The organism is Streptomyces niveiscabiei, from assembly GCF_033794345.1.
In the GTDB taxonomy this organism is placed as follows: Bacteria; Actinomycetota; Actinomycetes; order Streptomycetales; family Streptomycetaceae; genus Streptomyces; species Streptomyces niveiscabiei.
On record NZ_JARAYJ010000001.1, the window covers coordinates 351,038 to 374,245 of the forward strand.

The 23,208-nt window shown below is 71.1% G+C and carries 22 protein-coding genes; 8 read left to right on the forward strand and 14 right to left on the reverse strand.

Translation table 11 applies throughout. The annotated features are described in order from the left end of the window. Positions 1 to 305: 305 nt before the first annotated feature. Together PV682_RS01520 and PV682_RS01525 are read right to left on the reverse strand one after the other, a co-directional pair. On the reverse strand, positions 306 to 1,700 hold the full coding sequence (locus PV682_RS01520) for a class I SAM-dependent RNA methyltransferase (protein ID WP_319723130.1): 1,395 nt from the start codon (positions 1,698 to 1,700) through the stop codon (positions 306 to 308). A 217-nt stretch (positions 1,701 to 1,917) separates the two neighbouring features. Further along, a complete protein-coding gene (locus PV682_RS01525; RefSeq protein WP_319723132.1) occupies positions 1,918 to 3,969 on the reverse strand; it encodes an APC family permease in 2,052 nt (683 codons plus the stop codon). Positions 3,970 to 4,288: 319 nt separating this feature from the next. Between PV682_RS01525 and PV682_RS01530 the strand changes: the two genes are divergently transcribed. After that, positions 4,289 to 4,960, forward strand: coding sequence for a potassium channel family protein (locus tag PV682_RS01530; RefSeq protein ID WP_055722519.1), 672 nt, complete (start codon positions 4,289 to 4,291; stop codon positions 4,958 to 4,960). Further along, positions 4,957 to 5,634, forward strand: a complete 678-nt coding sequence (locus PV682_RS01535; RefSeq protein ID WP_055722518.1) for a potassium channel family protein — start codon at positions 4,957 to 4,959, stop codon at positions 5,632 to 5,634. The genes PV682_RS01530 and PV682_RS01535 overlap by 4 nt, the downstream gene beginning before the upstream one ends. A gap of 168 nt (positions 5,635 to 5,802) precedes the next feature. On the opposite strand, the gene PV682_RS01540 is transcribed toward PV682_RS01535, so the two are convergent. The 6 genes from PV682_RS01540 to dut form a co-directional block, all read right to left on the reverse strand. Next, on the reverse strand, positions 5,803 to 6,516 hold the full coding sequence (locus tag PV682_RS01540; protein WP_319723137.1) for a DUF3159 domain-containing protein: 714 nt from the start codon (positions 6,514 to 6,516) through the stop codon (positions 5,803 to 5,805). 3 nt (positions 6,517 to 6,519) lie between these two features. Continuing rightward, positions 6,520 to 6,918, reverse strand: a complete 399-nt coding sequence (locus PV682_RS01545; protein ID WP_055722520.1) for an OB-fold nucleic acid binding domain-containing protein — start codon at positions 6,916 to 6,918, stop codon at positions 6,520 to 6,522. A gap of 103 nt (positions 6,919 to 7,021) precedes the next feature. Further along, positions 7,022 to 7,738 (reverse strand): response regulator, encoded by a 717-nt coding sequence (locus PV682_RS01550; protein ID WP_319723140.1) that lies wholly within the window; start codon positions 7,736 to 7,738, stop codon positions 7,022 to 7,024. After that, complete coding sequence (locus tag PV682_RS01555) at positions 7,732 to 10,719, reverse strand: sensor histidine kinase KdpD (protein ID WP_319723142.1); 2,988 nt, start codon at positions 10,717 to 10,719, stop codon at positions 7,732 to 7,734. Before PV682_RS01555 ends, PV682_RS01550 begins: the two co-directional genes overlap by 7 nt. Positions 10,720 to 11,012: 293 nt before the next feature. After that, positions 11,013 to 11,777, reverse strand: coding sequence for a DUF3710 domain-containing protein (locus PV682_RS01560; RefSeq protein ID WP_109361134.1), 765 nt, complete (start codon positions 11,775 to 11,777; stop codon positions 11,013 to 11,015). Between the two features lies 1 nt (position 11,778). Then, positions 11,779 to 12,327: a dUTP diphosphatase gene (gene dut, locus PV682_RS01565; RefSeq protein WP_109361135.1), complete on the reverse strand. Its 549-nt coding sequence runs from the start codon at positions 12,325 to 12,327 to the stop codon at positions 11,779 to 11,781. 339 nt (positions 12,328 to 12,666) lie between these two features. On the opposite strand from dut, the gene PV682_RS01575 reads away from it, so the two are divergent. Next, the gene (locus PV682_RS01575; protein ID WP_319723145.1) at positions 12,667 to 13,131 is read left to right on the forward strand and encodes a DUF3093 domain-containing protein; all 465 of its coding nucleotides are present in this window, start codon (positions 12,667 to 12,669) and stop codon (positions 13,129 to 13,131) included. A 4-nt stretch (positions 13,132 to 13,135) separates the two neighbouring features. Here the strand turns inward: PV682_RS01575 and PV682_RS01580 are convergent, their stop codons facing one another. From PV682_RS01580 to PV682_RS01595, 4 genes are all read right to left on the reverse strand, one after another. Then, positions 13,136 to 14,071: a hypothetical protein gene (locus tag PV682_RS01580; protein WP_319723147.1), complete on the reverse strand. Its 936-nt coding sequence runs from the start codon at positions 14,069 to 14,071 to the stop codon at positions 13,136 to 13,138. 13 nt (positions 14,072 to 14,084) lie between these two features. After that, on the reverse strand, positions 14,085 to 14,381 hold the full coding sequence (locus PV682_RS01585) for a DUF4193 domain-containing protein (RefSeq protein ID WP_003993510.1): 297 nt from the start codon (positions 14,379 to 14,381) through the stop codon (positions 14,085 to 14,087). Between the two features lie 396 nt (positions 14,382 to 14,777). Next, positions 14,778 to 16,040 carry a sensor histidine kinase gene (locus PV682_RS01590; protein ID WP_055724809.1) on the reverse strand — a complete coding sequence of 421 codons (1,263 nt, stop codon included), beginning with the start codon at positions 16,038 to 16,040 and terminating at the stop codon, positions 14,778 to 14,780. 6 nt (positions 16,041 to 16,046) lie between these two features. Continuing rightward, positions 16,047 to 16,700, reverse strand: coding sequence for a response regulator transcription factor (locus PV682_RS01595; protein ID WP_010353034.1), 654 nt, complete (start codon positions 16,698 to 16,700; stop codon positions 16,047 to 16,049). A 452-nt stretch (positions 16,701 to 17,152) separates the two neighbouring features. Between PV682_RS01595 and PV682_RS01600 the strand changes: the two genes are divergently transcribed. After that, complete coding sequence (locus PV682_RS01600) at positions 17,153 to 17,317, forward strand: hypothetical protein (protein ID WP_165854409.1); 165 nt, start codon at positions 17,153 to 17,155, stop codon at positions 17,315 to 17,317. A gap of 109 nt (positions 17,318 to 17,426) precedes the next feature. Here PV682_RS01600 and PV682_RS01605 read toward each other — a convergent pair whose 3' ends face one another. Together PV682_RS01605 and PV682_RS01610 are read right to left on the reverse strand one after the other, a co-directional pair. After that, positions 17,427 to 18,245 carry an inositol monophosphatase family protein gene (locus PV682_RS01605; protein WP_319723154.1) on the reverse strand — a complete coding sequence of 273 codons (819 nt, stop codon included), beginning with the start codon at positions 18,243 to 18,245 and terminating at the stop codon, positions 17,427 to 17,429. 8 nt (positions 18,246 to 18,253) lie between these two features. Further along, the gene (locus PV682_RS01610; RefSeq protein WP_319723156.1) at positions 18,254 to 19,381 is read right to left on the reverse strand and encodes a ferrochelatase; all 1,128 of its coding nucleotides are present in this window, start codon (positions 19,379 to 19,381) and stop codon (positions 18,254 to 18,256) included. Positions 19,382 to 19,598: 217 nt separating this feature from the next. Between PV682_RS01610 and PV682_RS01615 the strand changes: the two genes are divergently transcribed. The 4 genes from PV682_RS01615 (at position 19,599) to PV682_RS01630 (ending at position 22,858) form a co-directional block, all read left to right on the forward strand. Next, positions 19,599 to 20,837 (forward strand): MFS transporter, encoded by a 1,239-nt coding sequence (locus PV682_RS01615; protein ID WP_319723158.1) that lies wholly within the window; start codon positions 19,599 to 19,601, stop codon positions 20,835 to 20,837. Then, positions 20,797 to 22,116, forward strand: coding sequence for a D-arabinono-1,4-lactone oxidase (locus tag PV682_RS01620; RefSeq protein ID WP_319723160.1), 1,320 nt, complete (start codon positions 20,797 to 20,799; stop codon positions 22,114 to 22,116). The genes PV682_RS01615 and PV682_RS01620 overlap by 41 nt, the downstream gene beginning before the upstream one ends. A gap of 158 nt (positions 22,117 to 22,274) precedes the next feature. After that, entirely contained in the window at positions 22,275 to 22,433 is a 159-nt protein-coding gene (locus PV682_RS01625; RefSeq protein ID WP_319723162.1) for a hypothetical protein, read from the forward strand. Between the two features lie 164 nt (positions 22,434 to 22,597). Continuing rightward, complete coding sequence (locus tag PV682_RS01630; protein WP_319723164.1) at positions 22,598 to 22,858, forward strand: hypothetical protein; 261 nt, start codon at positions 22,598 to 22,600, stop codon at positions 22,856 to 22,858. Positions 22,859 to 23,208 lie beyond the last annotated feature (350 nt).

Sequence of the window (23,208 nt, forward strand, 5' to 3'; positions counted from 1 at the left end):
TGATCCCTCAGGCCGGGAGCAGCGCTCGGCGCGCCACTCCCAGTTGCTGCGCACGCGCAACACGACCAGTACGTCAGACTGGCCGCTGGGAATCAGCACCACTCGCGGAAGCCATGACGAAGTCTCATCACGAGCGTCACCTGAGCGTCAATCGTGCCAAGAGCAGCGTCGGGAGCACGCCACCGCGGCACATCGTCCGTGCCTGAAACCGCAGTTCAGAGGCTCAAAGCGGATGGCTCCCTGCCTGATGTGTTGTGCGGAGGGAAACAGGTCGAGGGAAACACCCGGGATGGCGAACCAGCAGGTCAGGCCCCCTTGGCAGCAGGCTCAAGGATCGCCACGCACTCCAGGTGATGCGTCATCGGAAACAGATCGAACGCCCGAAGCGTCCGCACCCGGTACCCCCCGTCCCGGAAGTACCCCAGATCCCGGGCGAGCGCGGCCGGATCGCACGCCACGTACGCGATCCGCCGGGCGCCGAGGGACGCGAGGTGCTGGACGGTGGACCGGCCGGCCCCCGCGCGAGGCGGGTCGAGGACGATCAGGTCGACCTCGGTGATGCCGGTGCGGGGCAGGACGGCGTCCACCTTGCCCTGCTCGATGCGGACGCGCGGGAACTCGGCGAGGTTGTGCCGCGCGTCCTCGACGGCGCGCTTGCCGGACTCGATGCCGAGGACGGCGCCCTTCTCGCCGAGGCGGTCGGCGAGGGCGCCGGCGAAGAGGCCGACGCCGCAGTAGAGGTCGAGGGCCATCTCGCCCTTGCGGGGCAGGAGGCCCTGCATGACGGCGAGGACCAGGGTGTCGGCCGCCTTGGGGTGGACCTGCCAGAAACCGCCGCTGCCGACCCGGTGCGTACGCCCGTCGGCGCGCTCGCGGACGAAGGGCCGGCCGTGGACGCGGTGGACGCCGCCGTCCTTCTCCTCGACGCGCATGACGGAGACGGGTTTGTCGAGCTCGACGAGGGGAAGGCGGGCGCCGGGCCGGGGCGTGAGGATGACCTGCCGGTCCTGGGACCCGGTCGCGGCGATCGCCTCGACGGAGTCCATCCCGATCCAGTCCCGCTTCTCGATGCCGAGTTCGGAGACACCCGGCGCCGCGATCATGCAGTGGTCGATGACCTCGACCTCGTGCGAGCGGTGCCGGCGAAGCCCCGCGTTGCCGTCCGCGTCGACGGCGTACTGCACCCGCGTACGCCACTGCGGCACCTCACCGGCGGGCAGCTTGTCGCCCTCGGCGGGCATGACGGTGCCGTCCCAGCCGGCCTCCTCGGGGGTGAGCCCGGCGAGCCGCAGGAGCTGCTCGGCGAGGACCTCGCCCTTCATCCGCCGCTGGGCCCCGGGCTTGGCGTGCTGCCAGTCGCAGCCGCCGCACCTGCCGGGCCCGGCGAAGGGGCACGGCGCCTCGACGCGGTCCTTGGACGCGGTGAGCACCTCGACGGCGTCGGCCCGCAGGAACCGCGCCCCCTCCTCGCCCTCGGTGACCCGCGCGAGCACCCGCTCCCCGGGCAGGGCGTGCCGCACGAACAGCACCTGCCCCTCGTCGGTCCGCGCGATGCAGTGCCCGCCGTGGGCGACGGCCCCGACCTCGACCTCGTACTCCCGTCCGACGAGAGACCCGGCGCGGGACCCGGCGCGGGACTCCTCCCCGCCTCGCCCCTCGCGAGCCTTCCCCGCCTGCTGTTTCTTCGGTTCTGCCTGCATGGCGGGGTGACTCCAGATCGGAAAGGCGACGGGGGGTGCGCGGCGGAGGCGGCAGCCTCAGGACCGCCGTACGACGACAGCCGTCCAGTCTAGGCCCTGCGCACGCCCCCGACGACCGCCGCCAAAACCCCGCGCGGGCCCGCCCTGACACCGGCCGCCGAACCCCCGCACGGCCCCCGCAGAGCGACGCCCGCCGCCGAACCCCCGTACCGCGCTCCTACTCGCTCTCCCGGGCCCGTTCGCGCTCGGGTGCCCCCGCCGGGCCCCGCCGCACAGCCCCCGGCGCGTTCCACTCCTGGCGGCGCCGGGCGCGCTGCTTGGCCGCCTCGGAGGACTGGAGCTGGTAGGGGACGGACGTCACCATGATCCCCGGCGTGAACAGGAGGCGTCCCTTGAGCCGCAGGGCGCTCTGGTTGTGCAGCAGATGCTCGTACCAGTGCCCGACGACGTACTCGGGGATGATCACCGACACCGCGTCGCGCGGCGACTCCCGCCGCAGGCTCTTGACGTACTCGATGACCGGCCGCGTGACCTCCCGGTAGGGCGAGTCGAGGACCTTGAGGGGTACGTCGATCCCGCGCCGTTCCCACTCCTCGCGCAGCGCCTTCGTCTCGACGGGGTCGACGTTGACGGTGAGCGCCTCCAGCGAGTCGGACCGCATCAGCTTGGCGAAGGCCAGCGCGCGCAGCGTCGGCCGGTGGATCTTGGAGATGAGCAGTACGGAGTGGACGCGGGAGGGCCGGACGCTGTCGTCGCTGGGCCCCTCGGTCGCCGCGAGCTCCGCCGCGACCCCGTCGTAGTGCTTGCGGATCGCGGTCATCGTCGCGAAGAAGATGACCATCCCGAGCAGCGCGACCCACGCGCCGTGCGTGAACTTCGTGACGAGGACGACGACGAGGACGAGCCCGGTGAAGAACGCGCCGAACGCGTTGATGGCCCGCGAGCGGACCATGTGCCGCCGCTTGGCGGGGTCGGTCTCGGTGGCGAGGTGCCGGTTCCAGTGCCGGACCATGCCGGTCTGGCTCAGCGTGAAGGAGACGAACACGCCGACGATGTACAGCTGGATGAGCCGCGTCGAGTCGGCGCCGTAGATCCACACGAGGAGGATCGCGGCGCCGGCGAGCAGCACGATGCCGTTGGAGAAGGCGAGCCGGTCGCCGCGGGTGTGCAGCTGGCGCGGCAGGTAGCGGTCCTGCGCGAGGATCGACCCGAGCACCGGGAACCCGTTGTAGGCGGTGTTCGCGGCGAGGAACAGCACGAGCGCGGTCGCCGCGGCGAGCACCACGAACAGGAAGCTGCCCTTGCCGAACACGGCCTCGGCGACCTGCGTGATCACCGGGTTCTGGACATACCCGGACCCGACCTCGACCCCGTTCTTCAGCAGGTCCGTCGCCGGGTTCTCCGCCATCCGTACGTCCGTGACGAGCGCGAGGACGATGATCCCGCAGAACATCGTCACCGCCAGCAGCCCCATCGCGGCGAGCGTGGTGGCCGCGTTCCTCGACTTGGGCTTGCGGAAGGCGGGGACGCCGTTGGAGATCGCCTCGACGCCGGTGAGCGCGGCGCAGCCGGAGGAGAAGGCCCGCAGCAGCAGGAAGACCAGCGCGAACCCGGCGAGCCCCTGGTGCTCGGCCTTGATCTCGTACTGCGCGGTCGGCGCCCGCATCGAGTCGTCCAGGACGAGGCCCCGCCAGGCGCCCCACGCGATCATGATGAAGACGCCCGCGACGAACACGTACGTCGGGATCGCGAAGAGCTTCCCGGACTCCTTCACGCCGCGCAGGTTCATCAGCGTCAGCAGGACGATCACCGCGACCGCGCACGCCGTCTTGTGCTCGACGACGAAGGGGATCGCGGAGCCGAGGTTCTCGATGCCGGAGGCGATGGACACGGCGACGGTCAGGACGTAGTCGACGAGCAGCGCGCTCGCGACGGTCAGACCCGCCTTGGGGCCGAGGTTGGTGGTCGCCACCTCGTAGTCGCCGCCGCCGCTCGGGTACGCGTGGACGTTCTGCCGGTAGGAGGCGACCACCGTGAACATCAGGACGACCACCGCGACGGCGATCCAGGGAGAGAAGTGGTACGCCGACACGCCCGCGATGGACAGGACCAGCAGCACCTCCCCGGGCGCGTAGGCCACGGAGGACAGCGGGTCGGAGGCGAAGACAGGGAGGGCGATGCGCTTCGGCAGGAGCGTTTCCCCAAGCCGATCACTGCGCAGAGCGCGCCCGATCAGGATCCGTTTGGGCACGTCGGTCAGTTTGGACACAACAGAGAATCGTAAGCCTTCGAACACCCGGCCGCCCACACCCGGAGACGACCTTCACCGCCCGGCCACACGGAAGGAGCCGCTCCGTCGTCCGCCCGCGAGGTTGTCGGGGAGAACCGTTACGTTGGAGGTGGGCTGTCGACGGCGGTCCCCGGGTCCCCGGACCGGCACTCCCCCGGGCATGATGTCTGCCTGGCGGTCGCCATCCGGCCGCGATGCTGTGGCCGAAGAGCCGAGATTTGCCCGAAGAGCCGAGAGAGGAACATGAGAACGACAGCGAAGCAGGTCAGCGGACCTGTGGGGAGCGTGGTGTAAGACCATGCACATCGTCATCATGGGCTGCGGCCGAGTGGGCTCAGCCCTCGCGCAGACCCTGGAGCGGCAGGGGCACACGGTCGCGGTGATCGACCAGGACCCGACCGCCTTCCGGCGCCTGGGTTCCTCCTTCGGCGGTCGCCGGGTCACCGGCATCGGCTTCGACCAGGACACCCTGCGCGAGGCCGGCATCGAGGAGGCGGGCGCCTTCGCGGCCGTCTCCAGCGGCGACAACTCCAACATCATCGCGGCCCGGGTGGCGCGCGAGATGTTCGGCGTGGAGAACGTCGCGGCCAGGATCTACGACCCGCGGCGCGCCGAGGTCTACCAGCGCCTGGGCATCCCGACGGTCGCCACGGTCCGCTGGACCGCCGACCAGATGCTGCGCCGGCTCCTGCCGTCCGGCGCCGAGCCGCTGTGGCGCGATCCCACCGGGGGCGTCCAGCTCGCCGAGGTGCACACGTCGCCGTCGTGGATCGGCCACAAGATCAGCACGCTCCAGGAGGAGACCGGGGTCCGTGTGGCGTTCCTCACCCGGCTGGGCGAGGCGATCCTCCCGACCTCGCAGACGGTCCTCCAGGAAGGCGACCTCGTGCACGTGATGATGCGGACCGACGAGGTCGAGAAGGTCGAGGCGGTCTTCGCCGAGGGCCCCCAGGAAGGCGGTCACCGATGAGGGTCGCCATCGCCGGAGCCGGCGCCGTCGGCCGCTCGATCGCGGGCGAGCTCCTGGAGAACGGCCACGAGGTCCTCCTCGTCGACAAGGCCCCCACGGCCATCTCCGTCGAACGTGTCCCCCAGGCGGAGTGGCTCCTCGCCGACGCCTGCGAGATCACGTCCCTGGACGAGGCGGCCCTCCAGCGCTGCAACGTCGTCATCGCCGCGACCGGCGACGACAAGGTCAACCTCGTCGTCTCCCTCCTGGCGAAGACGGAGTACGGCGTCCCCCGGGTCGTCGCCCGCGTCAACAACCCCAAGAACGAGTGGCTCTTCAACGAGTCCTGGGGCGTCGACGTGGCGGTCTCGACGCCTCGCCTGATGTCGGCGCTGGTGGAGGAGGCGGTCTCGGTCGGCGACCTGGTCCGCCTGCTCCGCTTCAGCCACGGCGACGCGAACCTCGTCGAACTGACCCTCCCCGAGGAATCGGCCCTGGCCGGCACCCAGGTGGGCGACGTCGAATGGCCCGAGGACACGTCCCTGGTCACCATCATCCGAGGCACCCGAGTCCTCACCCCCACAGCGGAGGACTCCCTGGAACCGGGCGACGAACTCCTGTTCGTGGCGGCCCAGGCGAGGGAGGAACAGCTGGAGGACCTGCTGTCGGTGCGGAGGGAAGAGACGGAAGCGTAAAGGGATGAAAGGGGAGGGTCCCGCCGCTTCGCGGCGGGACCCTCCCCTTTCAGGGGCGCGGGGAACTGCGCGACAAGCCCCAACGGCGCCGCACCCGAAAACGAACCCGGGGTCGAAGGGGCAAAGCCCCTTCGGGATGGGAAGGGTAGGGGCGGCGGGGGCGAAAAACTATTCGGCGCCCCGAGCAGCCGCAGCCTTCCGCTCCTCCTCCGCCTCCATCTCGGCGAACACGTCGATAGGAGCCGGAGCCTTGGCAAGAAACACCCACGTCAGCCACACGGCCAACAGGAACGGCGGAATCTTCAACGCGATGAGCACCCACCCGAGCTGAGTGGTATCGGCCCACCAGTACAGCGGAAACAGAATCGCGCACTTGGCGAGAAGAATGAGCCCCCAGGCCCAACTGGCCTTGGAGTACGCCTTCTTGCGCCCAGGATTCCGGGTCCGCCAGGACAGGTTCTCCTTGAAGACGGGCCCGAGCATGAGCCCGATGAGCGGAACCCCGCACAGCGTGGTGACGATGTACGCGAGGGCCAGCCCCAGCGTGTACAGCATCCCCGGCAGATAGAAGTCCTTGGCGTTGCCGGTCATCATCGCGAAGACGACCCCGAAGGCGACCCCGAACACCCCGCTGAACGCGTGCTTGACGGTCCCCTTCCGCACCAGCCGCACCACGACCAGCACGATGGACACGGCAAGCGCGGCGATCGCCGACATGTGCAGGTCCTGATTGACCGTGTAGATCGAGACGAACAGCAGCCCGGGCACGACCGTCTCGACCATGCCCCGCACACCACCGAACGCCTCGAACAACGCGGCCTCGGTCACCGCCCGAGCATCCCGCGCCTGCTCTTCTCCGGTCGGCTTGTCGAGCGACGTCACCGGCTACTCCCTACCGAGAGGTCTCAGTTCGTACTTAGGATTGAACAGCACACGCCGACCTCTGCTCATCGAGATCCGGCCGGAGGCGATCAGCCGCCGCCCCGGCTCTATGCCGACGATGGAGCGCCGCCCCAGCCACACCACGTCCAACGCGGCGGACCCGTCGAACAGTTCCGCCTCCAGCGCCGGAACCCCGGCCCGCGGTCGCAGAGTGACCGTGCGCAACGTACCAGTAACGGTCACTATCTGCCGATCCCGGCAGTCCTCGATCCGCGTACACCCGGCGGTCTCGGCGTCCTCCCGCAGCTCCTCGGACTCGAGGTCCTCCTGCGAGGAGGAGAGCCGGCCGAGCATACGCCGGAACCGGCCCACGGGCTTCTCGGAATGCGGCACAGCACTCATACAAGAAGCGTACCGGCCTCACAGAAGCCCCCACCCCGCACCTCACTCCTCGACTGCGTCCCCCGGAGGGGCGCCCCCCGGACCCCCGGCCCACCTCTCCGCCTCACTTCTCGAACCGGTACCCCATCCCCGGCTCGGTGATGAAGTGCCGAGGATGCGCCGGATCCGCCTCCAGCTTCCGGCGCAGCTGCGCCATGTACACCCGCAGATAGTTCGTCTCCGTCCCGTACGACGGCCCCCACACCTCCTGCAACAGCTGCCGCTGGCTGACCAGCCGCCCGGTGTTGCGCACGAGCACCTCCAGCAGATGCCACTCGGTGGGCGTGAGCCGGACGTCCTTCCCGCCCCGGTTGACCTTCTTCGCCGCGAGGTCCACGGTGAACCCCTCGGTCTCGACCAGCACCTCCCCCTCCCCCGGCCCCACCGGCTCGGCCCTGCGCACGGCCGCCCGCAGCCGCGCCAGCAGCTCGTCCATCCCGAACGGCTTGGTGACGTAGTCGTCCGCGCCCGCGTCCAGCGCCTGCACCTTCTCGTCGGAGGAGTGCCGCGCGGACAGCACGAGGATCGGCACGCGCGTCCACCCCCGCAGCCCCTTGATCACCTCGACGCCGTCCATGTCCGGCAGCCCCAGGTCGAGCACGACGACGTCGGGATGCCGCGCCGCCGCCAGCTGCAACGCGCTCGCCCCGTCGTGCGCCGCGTCCACCTCGTACTTGCGCGCCTTGAGGTTGATCACCAGCGCCCGCACGATCTGCGGCTCGTCGTCGACCACGAGCACCCTCGTGGGTCCCTGGGGATTCCCCCCGGCGGCGCTCACCATGTGTCCTGCCTCTCGGACGTTCCCAACGGCTCTGCTTCCACGGCCCCGTCGACACGGGACGATTCTGCCGGTGCGCCCCGGCGAACACCGGAAGCCACCTCACCCACACCGGCCGCCACCTCCCCCTCACCGGCCCTTCGGGCCACCGCCCCGCCTCCACCGGGCCCCCGGCCCGCCACCTCACCAGCGGCCCCGCCCGGCACCGTCCGCCCGAGGACAGACGCCCCGGACGACGCCGCGCTCTCGGCGGACACGCCCCCCGCTCCGGCCGCACGGCCCGGCACCGCTGCGCCCGCGCGGGATTCCCCCGACACCCCACCGGCCCCGGACACCGACGCCCCACCCCCGTCGGACGCCCCCTCCGCCGAGCCGCCCGCGCCGGACAGCCCAGCCCTCGCCACCTCACCCACGCTCGAAGCCCCACCCAGCGCCGCCGCCCCCACATCGCCCACCCCGCTCGCCGCCTGCATCCTCGTATCGCCCACCCCGCCCGCCGCCCGCAGCGTCAGCACCATCGTGAGGCCGCCCCCCGGTGTGTCCTCCGCGGCCAGCGTCCCGCCCATGGCCTCCACGAACCCCCGCGCCACGGCGAGCCCGAGCCCCACCCCGGCGCCTCGCGGGGCGTCTCCGTAACGCTGGAACGGTGCGAAGATCCGCTCCTTCGCCTCGTCGGGCACCCCGGGCCCCCGGTCGACGACGCGCACCTCGACCCGCTCGGACAGCGCGCTCGCGGCGACCAGCACGGTCTGCCCCGGCGGGCTGTACTTGACCCCGTTCTCCACGAGGTTGGCGACGGCCCGCTCCAGCAGCCCGGCGTCGACGGACACCATGGGCAGCGTCTCGGGGATGTCCAGCTCGACGCTGTCCTCGGGCACCCCGCCGAGCGCCATCGGCACGACCTCGTCGAGGTCGATCTCCCGCACGATCGGCGTGACCGTCCCGGTCTGGAGCCGCGACATGTCCAGCAGGTTCCCGACGAGGTGGTCGAGCCGGTCCGCGCCCTCCTCGATCCCCGCCAGCAGCTCCGCCTGATCCTCCTCGGACCAGGCGACGTCGTCCGACCGCAGACTCGACACCGCCGCCTTGATCCCGGCGAGCGGGGTGCGCAGGTCATGGCTGACGGCGGCGAGCAGCGCCGTCCGGATCCGGTTGCCCTCGGCGAGGGCCCGCGCCTGGTCGGCCTCCTCCTGGAGCCGGCGCCGGTCGAGCACGACGGCGGCCTGCGCCCCGAACGCGGCGAGCACCCGCCGGTCCTCGGCCGGCAGCACCCGCCCGGTCAGCGCGAGCGCCATGTGGTCCCCGACGGGCACGTCCACGTCGGCGTCCTCGGGCCGCTCCACCGCCCGCCCGGGCCCGGAGCGCCCGGCGCAGGTCCACGGCGCGACGTCGGCCTCCCGTTCGAGCAGTGCCGCCGACTCCATCCCGAAGGTCTCCCGCACCCGCTCCAGGAGCGCCTCCAGGCTGGTCTCCCCGCGCAGCACGTTCCCCGCGAGGAACGACAGGATCTCCGACTCGGCCCGCAGCCGGGCCGCCTGGTGCGTGCGCCGCGCGGCGAGGTCGACGACGGAGGCGACCGATATCGCCACCCCGACGAAGATCACGATGGCGACGATGTTCTTGGGGTCGGCGATCGTGAACCGGTGCAGCGGGGGTGTGTAGAAGTAGTTCAGCAGCAGCGAGCCCAGCGCCGCCGAGGCCAGTGCCGGCAGCAGCCCGCCGAGCAGTGCGGCGGCGACGGTCAGCGCCAGGAACAGCAGCATGTCGTTGGCGAGCCCGAGGTGGACGGTGTTCAGCAGCAGCGCGAGCCCCACCGGCCCGCCGACGCCGACCAGCCAGCCCCACAGGATGCGGGCCCGCCCGAGCCGGGCGCCCCGGGCGACGGGCAGTCCGCGCCCCTTGGCGGCCTCCTCGTGGGTGACGATGTGGACGTCCAGGTCGGGCCCCGACTCCCGGGCGACCGTCGCCCCGACGCCGGGCCCGAACATGTACTGCCACGCCTTGCGCCGCGAGGATCCGAGCACGATCTGCGTCGCGTTCGCGCCCCGCGCGAAGTCGAGGAGGGCGGCGGGGATGTCGTCCCCGACGACGTGGTGGAAGGTGCCGCCGAGGTCCTCGACGAGCGTCCGCTGCACGGCGAGTTCCTTCGGCGAGGCCGAGGTGAGCCCGTCGCTGCGGGAGATGTACACGGCGAGGACCTCGCCGCCCGCGCCCTTCTCCGCAAGCCGCGCGGCCCGCCTGATCAGCGTGCGCCCCTCGGGGCCGCCGGTCAGCCCGACGACGATCCGCTCGCGGGAGCCCCAGATCGCCGAGACCCGGTGTTCGCTGCGGTACTGGTTCAGGTACTCGTCGACCCGGTCGGCCACCCACAGCAGCGCCAGTTCGCGCAGCGCGGTGAGGTTCCCTGGCCGGAAGTAGTTGGACAGCGCCGCGTCGACCTTGTCCGGTTTGTAGATGTTGCCGTGGGCCATGCGGCGGCGCAGGGCCTGCGGCGACATGTCGACCAGTTCGACCTGGTCGGCCCGCCGCACCACCTCGTCCGGCACGGTCTCGCGCTGCCGGACCCCGGTGATCGACTCGACGACGTCGCCGAGCGACTCCAGGTGCTGGATGTTCACCGTCGACACGACGTCGATCCCGGCGGCGAGGAGTTCCTCGACGTCCTGCCACCGCTTGGCGTTGCGCGAGCCCGGCACGTTCGTGTGCGCCAGTTCGTCCACCAGGGCGACCGCGGGGGCCCTGCGCAGTACCGCGTCCACGTCCATCTCGGTGAAGACGCCGCCCCGGTAGTCGATCTCCCGGCGCGCGATCTCCTCCAGGCCGTGCAGCATCACCTCGGTGCGCGGCCGGCCGTGGTGCTCCACGAACGCCACGACGCAGTCCGTACCGCGCTCGACCCTGCGGTGCGCCTCCGACAGCATCGCGTACGTCTTCCCGACGCCCGGCGCCGCACCGAGATAGATCCGAAGCTTTCCGCGCGCCATACCCTCATTGTCTTCCGCCGACCGCCACGTGTGCAGCGAAGACGCTACGACCCTTTCATCAGACAAATCAGACACTCCCTCCGCCACCACCCCACCTTTGACAAAACCCTGACACCCCACCGCCTCTCCCGCCGGTCCGGCCGGGTCGGTCAGGCCCTTCTTGCCCCTTCATCGAAAGTTCCGGGCCGATCGGTTCACGCTCCGCGAGATTTTTTTCCGGCCCCACGAGAACCGGATACGAAAAGGGCCGGGTTCCAGGGGACCCGGCCCTTTTGCGATCTCGCGGAAAAGCCTCAGCGCACCTCGGTGATCTCCGGTCCGCGCTGCAACTGCCCCATGCCCCCGGAGAACCGGGAGCCCTCGTCCTGCTGCTGGACCCCTTCGGGCACCATCTGGGCGTCGTTCGGCAGCTTGAGGACGATCGGGTCGCGGGGAGCCATCGGCCCCTCGCCGCGCACGACGACCGTGTCCCGGAAGATCTGCTCCAGGAGACCGGCGGCCTGCGGCTGCACGGCACCCTGCCCGGAGATCACCCCGCGCAGGAACCACCGCGGCCCGTCCACGCCGACGAACCGCACGACGTGGAATCCGCTCTGCCCGTCCGGCAGCTGCACCGGCACCTGCGCGCGCAGCTCCCAGCCCAGCGGACCCTCGACCTCGTCGATGATGCCGCCCTGCTGGGTGATGCCGGAGGCGATCTCCTCGCGCACCTCGCCCCAGATGCCCTCGCGCTTGGGTGCGGCGAAGGCCTGGAGCTGGACGGCGCTGTCGCGCAGCACGACGGTCGCCGCGACGATCGCGTCGCCCGCGACCTCGACCCGCAGCTCCATCCCGTCGACACCGGGCACGAAGAGCCCGCCGAGGTCGACGCGGCCCTCGGCGGGGTCGCTCACCTCGGTGTCGTCCCAGGGCCCGTCGGGCCGGGGCTCGGGTTCGAGCCGTACGCGCTCGCGCGGGCCGTCCGTCTCGTCCGCCTCAGTGTCGACGCTGTCGACGACCTGCTCGGCCTCGCCGGCCGCGCCCTCGGCGGCATCCTTCTTCTTGCGACGTCCGAACACGTCACTGTCCTTCCCGGTCGGATACGACCGAAGCGTATCGATTCCCACCCGTTGTGCCGCCTGCGGCGGCGTCTGCGCCCGTGCTGTCCGTCCCCACCGCGGCGTGGCCGCCGGTGGACCCGAAGCCCCCCTCGCCCCGAGCCGAGCCGGGAAGTTCCGCGACCTCCTGGAAGCGGACCCTCTCGACCTGCTGGACGACCAGTTGGGCAATCCGGTCGAAGCGCTCGAACCGCACCGCCTCGCGCGGATCGAGATTCACCACGATCACCTTGATCTCCCCACGGTACCCGGCATCAACCGTCCCCGGGGCATTCACGAGAGCCACTCCGCACCGGGCGGCCAGCCCGGACCGGGGGTGCACGAAGGCCGCGTACCCCTCGGGGAGGGCGATGGCGACCCCGGTGGGCAGGACGGCCCGCTCGCCGGGCTTCAGCTCGCAGTCCTCGGTGGTCCGCAGGTCGGCTCCCGCGTCGCCGGGCTGTTCGTACGCCGGAAGCGGTACGTCGGGGTCGACGCGCCGGATCCGGACGTTGAGGGGTTCACGGCTCACGGGTTCACCTCGAAGGCGCGTACGCGCGGACGGCGACGGTGCGCAGCGGCCGGTTCGGCGAGCTGAGCGGTTCACGGGAATGGCCCTCGCCGCATCCGAAACACTGTTCGTAGTGGGGACCCGGAAGCTCGCCGCGCGCGGGAGCGTAGGGGTGCCGCACCGGTCCCAGGGCGCCGACCGGAGGCTGAAGAGCTGCGGAAGTACCACTCACAGCCGCAGACCTTACCCGCCCGCCCCTCACCCTCGGCCACCCTGTGCTCACCGCTCTTACCCACCGGTCACCTCCGCGCGCCCCGCCCCGGACCCGGCCCTGTCGTATCCCCGTGCCAAGCTTGGCCCATGCAGCTCTCCACCCCCCCGTACGAAGAACGCCTGACCGCCCCCCGCTCGTGGTGGTTCCTGTCGTTCCTCGTGGGTGTCTCGATGGCCCTGATCCTGCTGCCGTTCGGCACTCTGCCGCTGCTCGGGGGCCTGGTCGGGGGTACGGCTGCGGCGGCCGTCGTGGCCAGTGCGTACGGTTCGCCGCGGATCCGTGTGGTGGGCGGTTTCCTGATCGCGGGGGACGCGAAGATCCCGGTCACGGCGCTCGGCGAGGCGGAGGTCCTGGACCAGGAGGAGGCGCGCGCCTGGCGGACGTACAAGGCGGACACGCGCGCGTACCTGCTGCTGCGGGCGTACATCCCGGGCGCGCTGCGCGTCCTCGTGACGGACCCCGAGGACCCGACGCCGTACCTGTATCTGTCGACCCGGGAGCCGGAGCGCCTGGCGCAGGCCCTCAAGGAGGCCCGGGAGGCCACCGTCTAGGGCGTCAGCGCCCGAGTTCGCCGCGGTCTGTGCGTCCGGCCCGTTCGTCGATCACGAGCGGGTCGTCCGGCTTCTCCAGGGGCGGGAGCGCGGGGAGGTCGTCCCACGGGATCTGGTGCCGTCTGAGGTCCGCGCGGAGTTTCGCGGCGAGTTTCCTGGTGTCCCTGCGGTTCATGACGGCCCCGACGGCGGCGCCGACCATGAAGGGGACCAGGTTCGGCAGGTTGCGCACCATGCGCTTCATGATCTGCTGGCGCAGTTCGCGCTTCATCTGGCTGCCGAGCGCGGAGTTCACGGAGGACGGCTTGAGGACCTCGATGCCGCGTTCGCCGGACCAGGAGCGCAGGTAGGCGGTGCTGCGGTCCTTGAGGCCGCCGGGCGGGCGCAGGCCGTACACCTCGTGCAGTTCGGCGATGAGTTTCAGCTCGATCGCGGCGACGCCGGTGATCTCCGCCGCGAGTTCCGCGGGCATCGCCGGCGGGACGGGGAGCATGGCCGCGGCGCCGACGCCCGCGCCGACGGTCGCGGACGCGTTCGCGGCGCCCGCCACGAGCTTGTCCGCGAGCTCCTCGGGCCCGAGGCCGGGGAACTGGCCGCGGAGCGTCCTGAGGTCGCGTACGGGGATTCTGGGGGCGTTCTCGATGACCCGGTCCGCGAGGTACGCCAGGCCCGCCTTGGCCCGGCCGCGGCCCTTGTGGACGCTGTCCCGGGCCAGATCGCGGGCCCTGTCCCTGATCACCGCGGCCGACCGCCTGGCGACGGCCGCGGTGCTGTTGTCCGGCGCCGGGAGGTCGGTTCCTCCTGCCGCCGGTTCGAGCGAGGCCGATCCTGCGTCGGATGAACCTCGCTCGTCGTCACGCACGCCGAGAGGGTCGTACGACCCTTGGTCCGCTCTCCTCAGGGGGAAGCGGCGCTTCCGAGGAGGGGTCGAGCCAGTCACGGCCGACCCGCCCTCAGTCGCAGTCGCGGCAGATCGGCTGACCGTTCTTCTCGCGGGCCAGCTGGCTGCGGTGGTGCACCAGGAAGCAGCTCATGCAGGTGAACTCGTCCTGCTGCTTGGGCAGCACCCGGACGGCCAACTCCTCGTTGGAGAGGTCGGCGCCGGGCAGTTCCAGGCCCTCGGCGGCCTCGAACTCGTCGACGTCTACAGCGGATGCCGACTTGTCGTTCCGCCGGGCCTTCAGCTCTTCCAGGCTGTCGGAATCGACGTCGTCGTCGGTCTTGCGTGGGGTGTCGTAATCGGTTGCCATGGTCGCTCTCCCCCTCTGGGTGAATGCGGTGTCTTCAGCGCACGTAACGCGTGAGAGGCCGGACTTGTGCCCGCCTTGAGCGGGAGATTTTGCCTCACATCAAGGTCTGTTACTCAATCGACACCCAACCGGCCCCCTCACGGGCGATCGGCTTGGATGGCGATCGGGACCGTACACGGTCCGAATGTCGCACTTCAAAGGCGTCCCACCGTGTACTTCCCGTCATCAGGACCCCCGAAAACCCGGATTTTCCGGGCCTTACGGCAGCCTCCATGATCACGGTGAGTAGATGGCCGGAAATTCGCCCTTGTGATCGATCACACACATGAGCACGGGGGAGAAGCCCCGAAAATTCCGCGCAAAGCGAACGCCCCCGCGTGTGTCGGCCCCATGATCTCAGAGAGGCAGGGTGACACGCATCACCAGTCCCCCTCCCTCCCTCGGCTGGGCCGTGATGTGCCCGCCGTGCGCCCGCGCCACCGACCTCACGATCGACAGCCCGAGCCCCACCCCCTTGTCGCTGCCCGTGCGCTCCGTACGCAGCCGCCGGAACGGCTCGAAAAGGTTGTCGATCTCGTACGCCGGGACCACGGGACCGGTGTTCGACACCACCAGCAGCGCCTGCCCGTGCTGCACCTCGGTGGTGACCTCCACCCAGCCGTCCTCGGGCACGTTGTAGCGCACCGCGTTCTGCACCAGGTTCAGCGCGATCCGCTCCAGCAGCACGCCGTTGCCCTGGACGACGGCCTTCTGCCGCTCGCCCCGGATCGCGACACCCTTGGCCTCGGCCTCGCCGTGCACCTGGTCGATCGCCTGCCCGGCCACCTCCGCGAGGTCCACCGGCTTGCGCTCGACGATCTGGTTGTCGCTGCGCGCGAGCAGGAGCAGGCCCTCCACGAGCTGCTCGCTGCGCTCGTTGGTCGCCAGCAGCGTCTTGCCGAGCTGCTGGAGCTCCACCGGCGCGTTCGGGTCGGAGAGGTGCACCTCCAGGAGCGTCCGGTTGATCGCGAGCGGCGTGCGCAGCTCGTGCGACGCGTTCCCGACGAACCGCTGCTGCGCCGTGAACGCCCGTTGCAGGCGCGCCAGCATGTCGTCCAGCGTGTCCGCCAGTTCCTTCAGCTCGTCGTCCGGGCCGTCCAGCTCGATACGGCGGGACAGGTCCGAACCGGCGACCGCGCGCGCGGTGCGCGTGATGCGGCCGAGCGGCGTGAGCACCCGGCCCGCCATCGCGTACCCGAAGGCGAACGCGATCACCGCGAGCCCCAGGAGGGCCAGCAGGGAGCGGCTGAGGAGGTTGTCCAGGGAGTCCTGGCGGCGCTGGTCGACGCAGGCGTTGATCGCCGCGTTGAACGTCGACAGGTACACCTCGCCGTCCGCGTTGGTCGCGGCGTTGACGGCCGGGCAGGACGAACTCGTCACCTTCACCGCGTTGCCGGTGACGATCTTGAACGGCAGTTCGTTGCCCGTGTTGATCGCCTGCGCGGCCAGCAGGTAGATGATCGACAGCAGCAGGATGCCGGCGATCAGGAACATGCCGCCGTACAGCAGCGTGAGCCGTATCCGGATCGTCGGACGCAGCCACGGGAACGGCATCTCGGGACGGCGGGGGTCCCAGGTGGGCTTCGGGGGCGCCTTCGGGGGCGCGGGTGTCGCGGCCACGGTGGATCAGATCCGGTAGCCGGAACCGGGCACGGTGACGATGACGGGCGGCTCACCGAGCTTGCGGCGCAGCGTCATCACGGTGACGCGTACGACGTTGGTGAACGGGTCCGTGTTCTCGTCCCAGGCCTTCTCCAGCAGCTGCTCCGCCGAGACCACGGCGCCCTCGGAGCGCATCAGCACCTCCAGCACCGCGAACTCCTTCGGCGCCAGCTGCACCTCGCGGCCGTCCCGGAACACCTCCCGGCGGTTCGGGTCGAGCTTGATGCCCGCGCGCTCCAGGACCGGCGGCAGCGGCACGCTCGTACGCCGTCCCAGCGCGCGTACGCGCGCGATGAGCTCGCTGAACGCGAAGGGCTTCGGCAGGTAGTCGTCGGCGCCGATCTCCAGGCCCTCGACGCGGTCGCTGACGTCGCCGGACGCCGTGAGCATCAGCACGCGCGTGGGCATGCCGAGTTCGACGATCTTGCGGCAGACGTCGTCGCCGTGGACGAGCGGGAGGTCGCGGTCCAGGACGACCACGTCGTAGTCGTTGACGCCGATGCGCTCAAGGGCCGCCGCGCCGTCGTACACGACGTCGACGGCCATGGCCTCCCGGCGCAGTCCGGTGGCCACCGCATCGGCGAGCAGCTGCTCGTCCTCGACGACGAGTACGCGCACGTCGCTTGTCCTTCCTGTGTCCACCCGCGTAGCGCTCCGGTGTCGCCCTGGAGCGCGCGGGCAGGGGTCCGCATGGTGTGTGGACCCCATCCTGCCCTTTTCGGCCATAAGTCGGCTGTAAGGCGGGAGCGGGCGGCAGGGGGAGGTCCGGTGAGCGCCGGATGAAATGAAGGTGTGAAGCCCGGGAATGCCAGATTTTCTCGCCGGGTTGAGGTTTCCGTGGAAGGGAGCGGGGGGAGGAAGCGTTACACCCCGCGATCACACTCTGCTTGTGCCGCACCCCCGTGCGGTACGGCCGCTTTCGTTTCGTCTCGCAGAGCGGACGTGGGTGCTCGGCACCGTCGCCGCCCAGCGCGTCCGGTGTGCTGGGCATCTGCCGCAGACGTGATCGCCCCTTCCGACTGGCACACCCCCGTGCCATCGACCCACGACCCAGGACGAGGGGGCGCAGCATGGACGCATTCACCGCAGGACTCCTCCAGCGCATAAGGGCGACCGAAACGGACCTGAGCCGGGCTCTCGACGAGGGGGACGACTTCCTCGTGGAGGTGGAACAGGCGGAACTCGACGATCTGCGGCGGCTGGCCGCGGAGCACGGCGTCGAGGTCGGTGCCTGAGCGGTACCCAAGGGCTGATGTCGTCGGCCTGACGTGAAGAACCCCCGGTGAATCCAGCGCCGGGGGTTCTTCGCGTTCTCGCGGGGTGTTCTCGGGGGCCCGCCGGGTTCTAGCCCTGCCAGGCTCCCAGGTCCTCCAGGAGCGCCTGGAGGGGCTCGAAGACCCCGGGCGGGGCCGCGATCGTCAGAGCCGTCGAGAGGGGGTCTCCCGGGCGGCCTCCGGTCAGCGCGCCGGCCTCCCGGGCGATGAGGTCGCCCGCCGCGTAGTCCCAGGGGTTCAGGCCGCGTTCGTAGTAGCCGTCGAGGCGGCCCGCGGCGACGTCGCAGAGGTCGATGGCGGCCGAGCCGCCCCGGCGGATGTCGCGGACCTGCGGGATGAGCGCGGCGGCCACCGCGGCCTGGGAGGTGCGGCGTTCGGTGGTGTAGCCGAAGCCGGTGGAGATCAGGGCCCGTTCCAGGGGCGGCGCCTCGCGGACCGTCAGGGGGCGCGGGCCCTGCGGGTCGCCGGTGACCCAGGCGCCCTTGCCGCGTACGGCCTGGTAGGTCTCGCCCCGCAGGGGTGCGTGGACGACGCCCACGACCGTCTCGCCGTTGTGTTGGGCGGCGATGGAGACGGCCCAACTGGGCAGGCCGTAGAGGTAGTTGACCGTGCCGTCGAGGGGGTCGATGATCCAGCGGACGCCCGAGGTGCCCTCCTCGGAGGCGCCCTCCTCACCGAGGAAGCCGTCGTCGGGGCGGTGCCCGCCTATCAGGCCGGTGATGAGCTTCTCGGCCGCGATGTCCATCTCGGTGACGACGTCGATGGGGCTCGACTTGGTGTGCGCGACCGCGAGGTCGGTGGGCCGGCCGTCGCGCAGGAGGGTGCCCGCCTGGTCGGCCGCCTCCTGGGCGAGGCGGAGGAGTTCGTCGTACAGCGTCTCGTCGGGCATGGGGCTCCTCACGCGTAGGGGCTGTCGGCGCCCGCGGCGGCGGGCTTGGGGGCGCGGGCGGGGCAGCAGCCGACCGGGCAGAGGTCCGCGGTCGCGCCTAGGGCGCCCAGCACGCAGGGGGTGACCTCGCGGCCGGACTCCGTGGCCGCGCGCTCCAGGACGAGGTCGCGGACGGCGGCGGCGAAGCGCGGGTCCGCGCCGACCGTGGCCGAGCGGCGCATGGGCAGGCCCAGCTCCTCCGCCTTGGCCTTGGCCTCGGTGTCGAGGTCGTAGAGGACCTCCATGTGGTCGGAGACGAACCCGATGGGGGCGATGACCACCGAGGGGGCGCCCGCCTCGTGCAGCTCTTCGAGGTGGTCGCAGATGTCGGGCTCCAGCCACGGGATGTGCGGGGCGCCGGAGCGGGACTGGTAGACGAGCTGCCAGGGGTGGTCGACGCCGGTGCGCTCGCGCACGGCGTCGGCGATCAGCCGGGCCGTCTCCAGGTGCTGTGCGACGTACGCGCCGCCGTCGCCGTGGGACTCGACGGGGCCGGAGGTGTCGGCGGAGGCGGTGGGGATGGAGTGCGTCGAGAAGGCGATGCGGGCGCCGCTCCTGACGTCCTCGGGGAGGGCGGCGAGGGACTCCACGATGCCGTCGACCATGGGCTCCAGGAAGCCCGGGTGGTTGAAGTAGTGGCGCAGTTTGTCGACCTTCGGCAGGTCGAGGCCCTCGGCCTGGAGGGCGGCGAGGGAGTCGGCGAGGTTCTCGCGGTACTGGCGGCAGCCCGAGTACGAGGCGTACGCGCTGGTGGCGAGGACGAGGATGCGGCGGTGCCCGTCGGCGACCATCTCGCGCAGGGTGTCCGTCAGGTACGGGGCCCAGTTGCGGTTGCCCCAGTAGACCGGCAGGTCCAGGCCGTGCTCGGCGAAGTCCTTGCGCAGGGCGTCCAGCAGGGCGCGGTTCTGGTCGTTGATCGGGCTGACCCCGCCGAAGAGGAAGTAGTGCTGCCCGACTTCCTTGAGACGTTCGGTGGGGATGCCGCGCCCACGCGTCACGTTCTCCAGGAACGGGACCACGTCGTCCGGACCTTCGGGGCCGCCGAAGGACAGCAGGAGCAGGGCGTCGTAGGGGGTGGCATCGAGCGCGTCTGACATGGGTCGATCCTGCCACCCGGCACTGACAACCGGGAAACGGCGGGGTGTCCGGCCGGCGCGTTCACGGCCGGTAAGGGTGATGCGTACGGGTGACCCGCCCCGTAAGCTGTACGGGCCGCGTTGGCACCTTACGACGCTCCGTGCCGCAGAGCCCCACCACCCGCACCACGCCGAGCCGCCGGCCGGGTGCGGCCACCCCGTACGACCGGAGACCGCCTTGGCCAGCCCTTATCGCGCCCTGTTCGCCGCACCCGGCACGAAGGGCTTCGCCGCCGCGGGGTTCGTCGGGCGGATGCCGCTGTCGATGATGGGCATCGGCGTGGTCACGATGATCTCCCAGCTCACCGGCCGCTACGGCCTCGCGGGCGCGCTGTCGGCGACGATCGCGCTGGCCGCCGCACTGGTCGGGCCGCAGATCTCCCGGCTGGTGGACCAGCACGGCCAGCGCCGGGTGCTGCGCCCGGCGACGCTGGTCGCGCTGGCCGCGGCGGCGGGGATGCTGGTGGCGGCGCACTGGTCGTGGCCGGACTGGTCGCTGTTCGTGTTCGCGGCGGGCATCGGGTCCGTGCCGAGTCTCGGGGCGATGGTCCGCGCGCGGTGGGCCGCCCTGTACCGGGGGACGCCGCAGCTGCACACGGCGTACTCGTTCGAGTCGGTGGTCGACGAGGTGTGCTTCATCTTCGGGCCGATCATCTCCATCGGGCTGTCCACCGCCTGGTTCCCGGAGGCGGGGCCGCTGCTGGCGGCGTGCTTCCTCGCGGTGGGCGTCTTCTGGCTGACCGCCCAGCGGTCCACCGAGCCGAAGCCGCACCCCCGCGCGCGTACGGGCGGCGGTTCCGCGCTGCGCTCCCGGGGGCTCCAGGTGCTGGTGGCCACGTTCGTGGCGACGGGGGCGATCTTCGGGGCGGTCGACGTGGTGACCGTCGCGTTCGCGGACGAGCGGGGCCACAAGGCCGCCGCGAGCCTGGTCCTCGCGGTCTACGCGGCCGGATCCTGCGTGGCGGGGATCGTCTTCGGTCTGCTGCGCTTCTCGGGGGCCCCGCAGCGGCGCTGGCTGCTGGGCGTGCTGGCGATGGCCGTGAGTATGATCCCCCTCCTACTGGTCGGAAACTTGCCGTTTCTGGCCGTGGCGCTCTTCGTCGCGGGCCTGTCCATCGCTCCCACGATGATCACGACGATGTCCCTCATCGAAGAGCACGTACCACGCGCGCAGCTCACCGAGGGCATGACCTGGATCAGCACCGGGCTCGCGGTCGGAGTCGCGCTCGGCTCCTCGGTGGCCGGCTGGGTGATCGACGCGGCCGGTGCGCGCGCGGGGTACGGGGTTCCGGCGGTGTCCGGGGCCGTCGCGGTCGTGGTCGGTTTCCTGGGGTACCGCCGGCTCAGCAGGCCGGCTACGGGTCGGGGAGGCACCGTTGAGCAGCACAGCGAGCGGGAAGAGCGGCACGTGGCATAACTGGGGAGGGAATGTCGTCGCCCGTCCCGCGCGGGAGGTGGAACCCGCCTCCGTGGAGGAGCTGGCCGCCGCCGTGCGGCAGGCCGCCGAGGACGGCCTGAAGGTGAAGGCCGTCGGTACGGGTCACTCCTTCACGTCGATCGCCGCGACCGACGGTGTGTTGATCCGCCCTCAACTGTTGACCGGTATCCGCAACATTGATCGCGACACCATGACTGTCACGGTGGAGGCGGGTACCCCGCTCAAGAGACTCAACATGGCTCTCGCGCGCGAGGGCCTGTCACTCACCAACATGGGCGACATCATGGAGCAGACCGTCTCCGGCGCCGCCTCCACCGGCACGCACGGCACGGGCCGGGAGTCCGCCTCGATCGCCGCGCAGATCAAGGGACTTGAGCTGGTGACGGCGGACGGCTCCGTCCTCACCTGCTCCGAGAAAGAGAATCCCGAGGTCTTCGCCGCCGCCCGGATCGGCCTGGGCGCGCTGGGGATCGTCACCGCGATCACGTTCGGCGTGGAGCCGCTCTTCCTGCTCACCGCGCGCGAGGAGCCGATGCCGTTCGAGCGGGTCCTCGCCGAGTTCGACGACCTGTGGGCCGAGAACGAGCACTTCGAGTTCTACTGGTTCCCGCACACCGGCAGCACCAACACCAAGCGCAACAACCGCAGCGCGGGCCCGCGCCGGCCGGTGAGCCGGGTCAAGGGCTGGGTCGAGGACGAACTGCTGTCCAACGGCGTCTTCCAGGTCGCCCAGTGGGTCGGCAGGGCGGTGCCCGCGACGGTCCCCACGATCGCCCAGGTCTCCAGCAAGGCGCTCTCCGCGCGCACGTACACCGACATCCCGTTCAAGGTGTTCACCTCGCCGCGCCGGGTGCGGTTCGTGGAGATGGAGTACGCCGTCCCGCGCGAGGCGGTCACCGAGGTGCTGCGCGAGCTGCGGACGGCCGTGGAGCGCTCGGGGCTGCGGGTCAGCTTCCCCGTCGAGGTGCGCACCGCGCCGGCCGACGACATCGCGCTGTCCACGGCGTCCGGCCGCGACAGCGCGTACGTCGCCGTCCACATGGTCCGGGGGACGGCCTACCAGGCGTACTTCACGATCGCCGAGCGCATCTTCACGGCGCACGAGGGGCGCCCGCACTGGGGGAAGGTGCACACCCGGGACGCGGAGTACTTCTCGCGCGTGTACCCGCGGTTCGGCGAGTTCACCGCGCTGCGGGATCGGCTGGATCCTGATCGGCTGTTCCAGAACGACTATCTGCGGCGGGTGCTGGGGCAGTAGCGGACAGGCTCGGCGCGGGGGTCGCCCCGGCGGCGCCGGTGGCCGGCGAGGGGGTCGCGCTCGGGGCCGGGTCCCGGGGCTCGCCCGAGGGCTCCCCCGGGGACGGCGAAGGGGCCTGCGCGCCGCCGTCGGCTGCGCCGGAGGGGCCGGGTGACGGCGTGTTCCCGGGGTCCGGCGAGGGGTCCGCAGAGCGCGAAGGGCTCGTGGAGTCCGTGGGGGCACCGGAGTTCCCGGCCGACGAACCGTGGCCCGAGACCGCGTCGCTGACGGTCGTTCCCCCGCCGCCGCTGAAACTGCTGCCGGACGCCAGCTCGTAGGCGGTGATCCCGGTCATGGTGACGCCGAAGACGAGGACGGCCGCGAGAACGGGGCGCCGCAGACCTCGCCCCCGCGCTCGGTGCACCGTTCCCGCCGAGTACTCGCCCGGTGCGGAGGCCGGGGCCGGTTCGGGGGAGCCGGCCGTCGTGGTCGCCTCGCGCAGTTGCTCGCCGGTGCGCTTGAAGAAGTGCTGGAAGAGCGAGCCGCCGCAGGTGGCGATCACGCTGACGACACCGGCCCCGAGGATCGTGCCGTACACGCCGAAGGACGAGGCGAGTTTCGCGGCGAGCACCGCGGCCAACGCGCTTCCGGCGACCTGCGGAACACTGAGATCGGGCCTTTCGCGCATGCCGGGACCGAACCCTCCTTTCCCCTACTTGATCAACAGTTGATCGACTATCCACGCAAGAAGGTGACGTCATGACGTAACCGAAAGTTCCGATTCCGGATGATCCGTGAACTACGCCACGTTCAAGATCCCGAGAACAGGGGAATCCGCGGCCAAGTCGCACCTCTTGCGAGAAGTTGAGGGGCGCGGCAATCCACGCACGTGGCCCAAATGGAGTACTGTTGCGAGCCCTGGGCCCGGCCTCCCTACAGGGTGTCCGGGGCCTTGCTGGACCGCCAGGAGGGGAACCAGTTGCACAGGGTGACGGCGTCAGTCACTTAGCGTGGCGAATCGGTAACCGTGCCATAACGGCGATCCAGGGCCCGTGCCCGACACGCCGGGCAACTCGGCAAGGTTGTGGCAGGCTGCACCCGGGCAGGCCACAC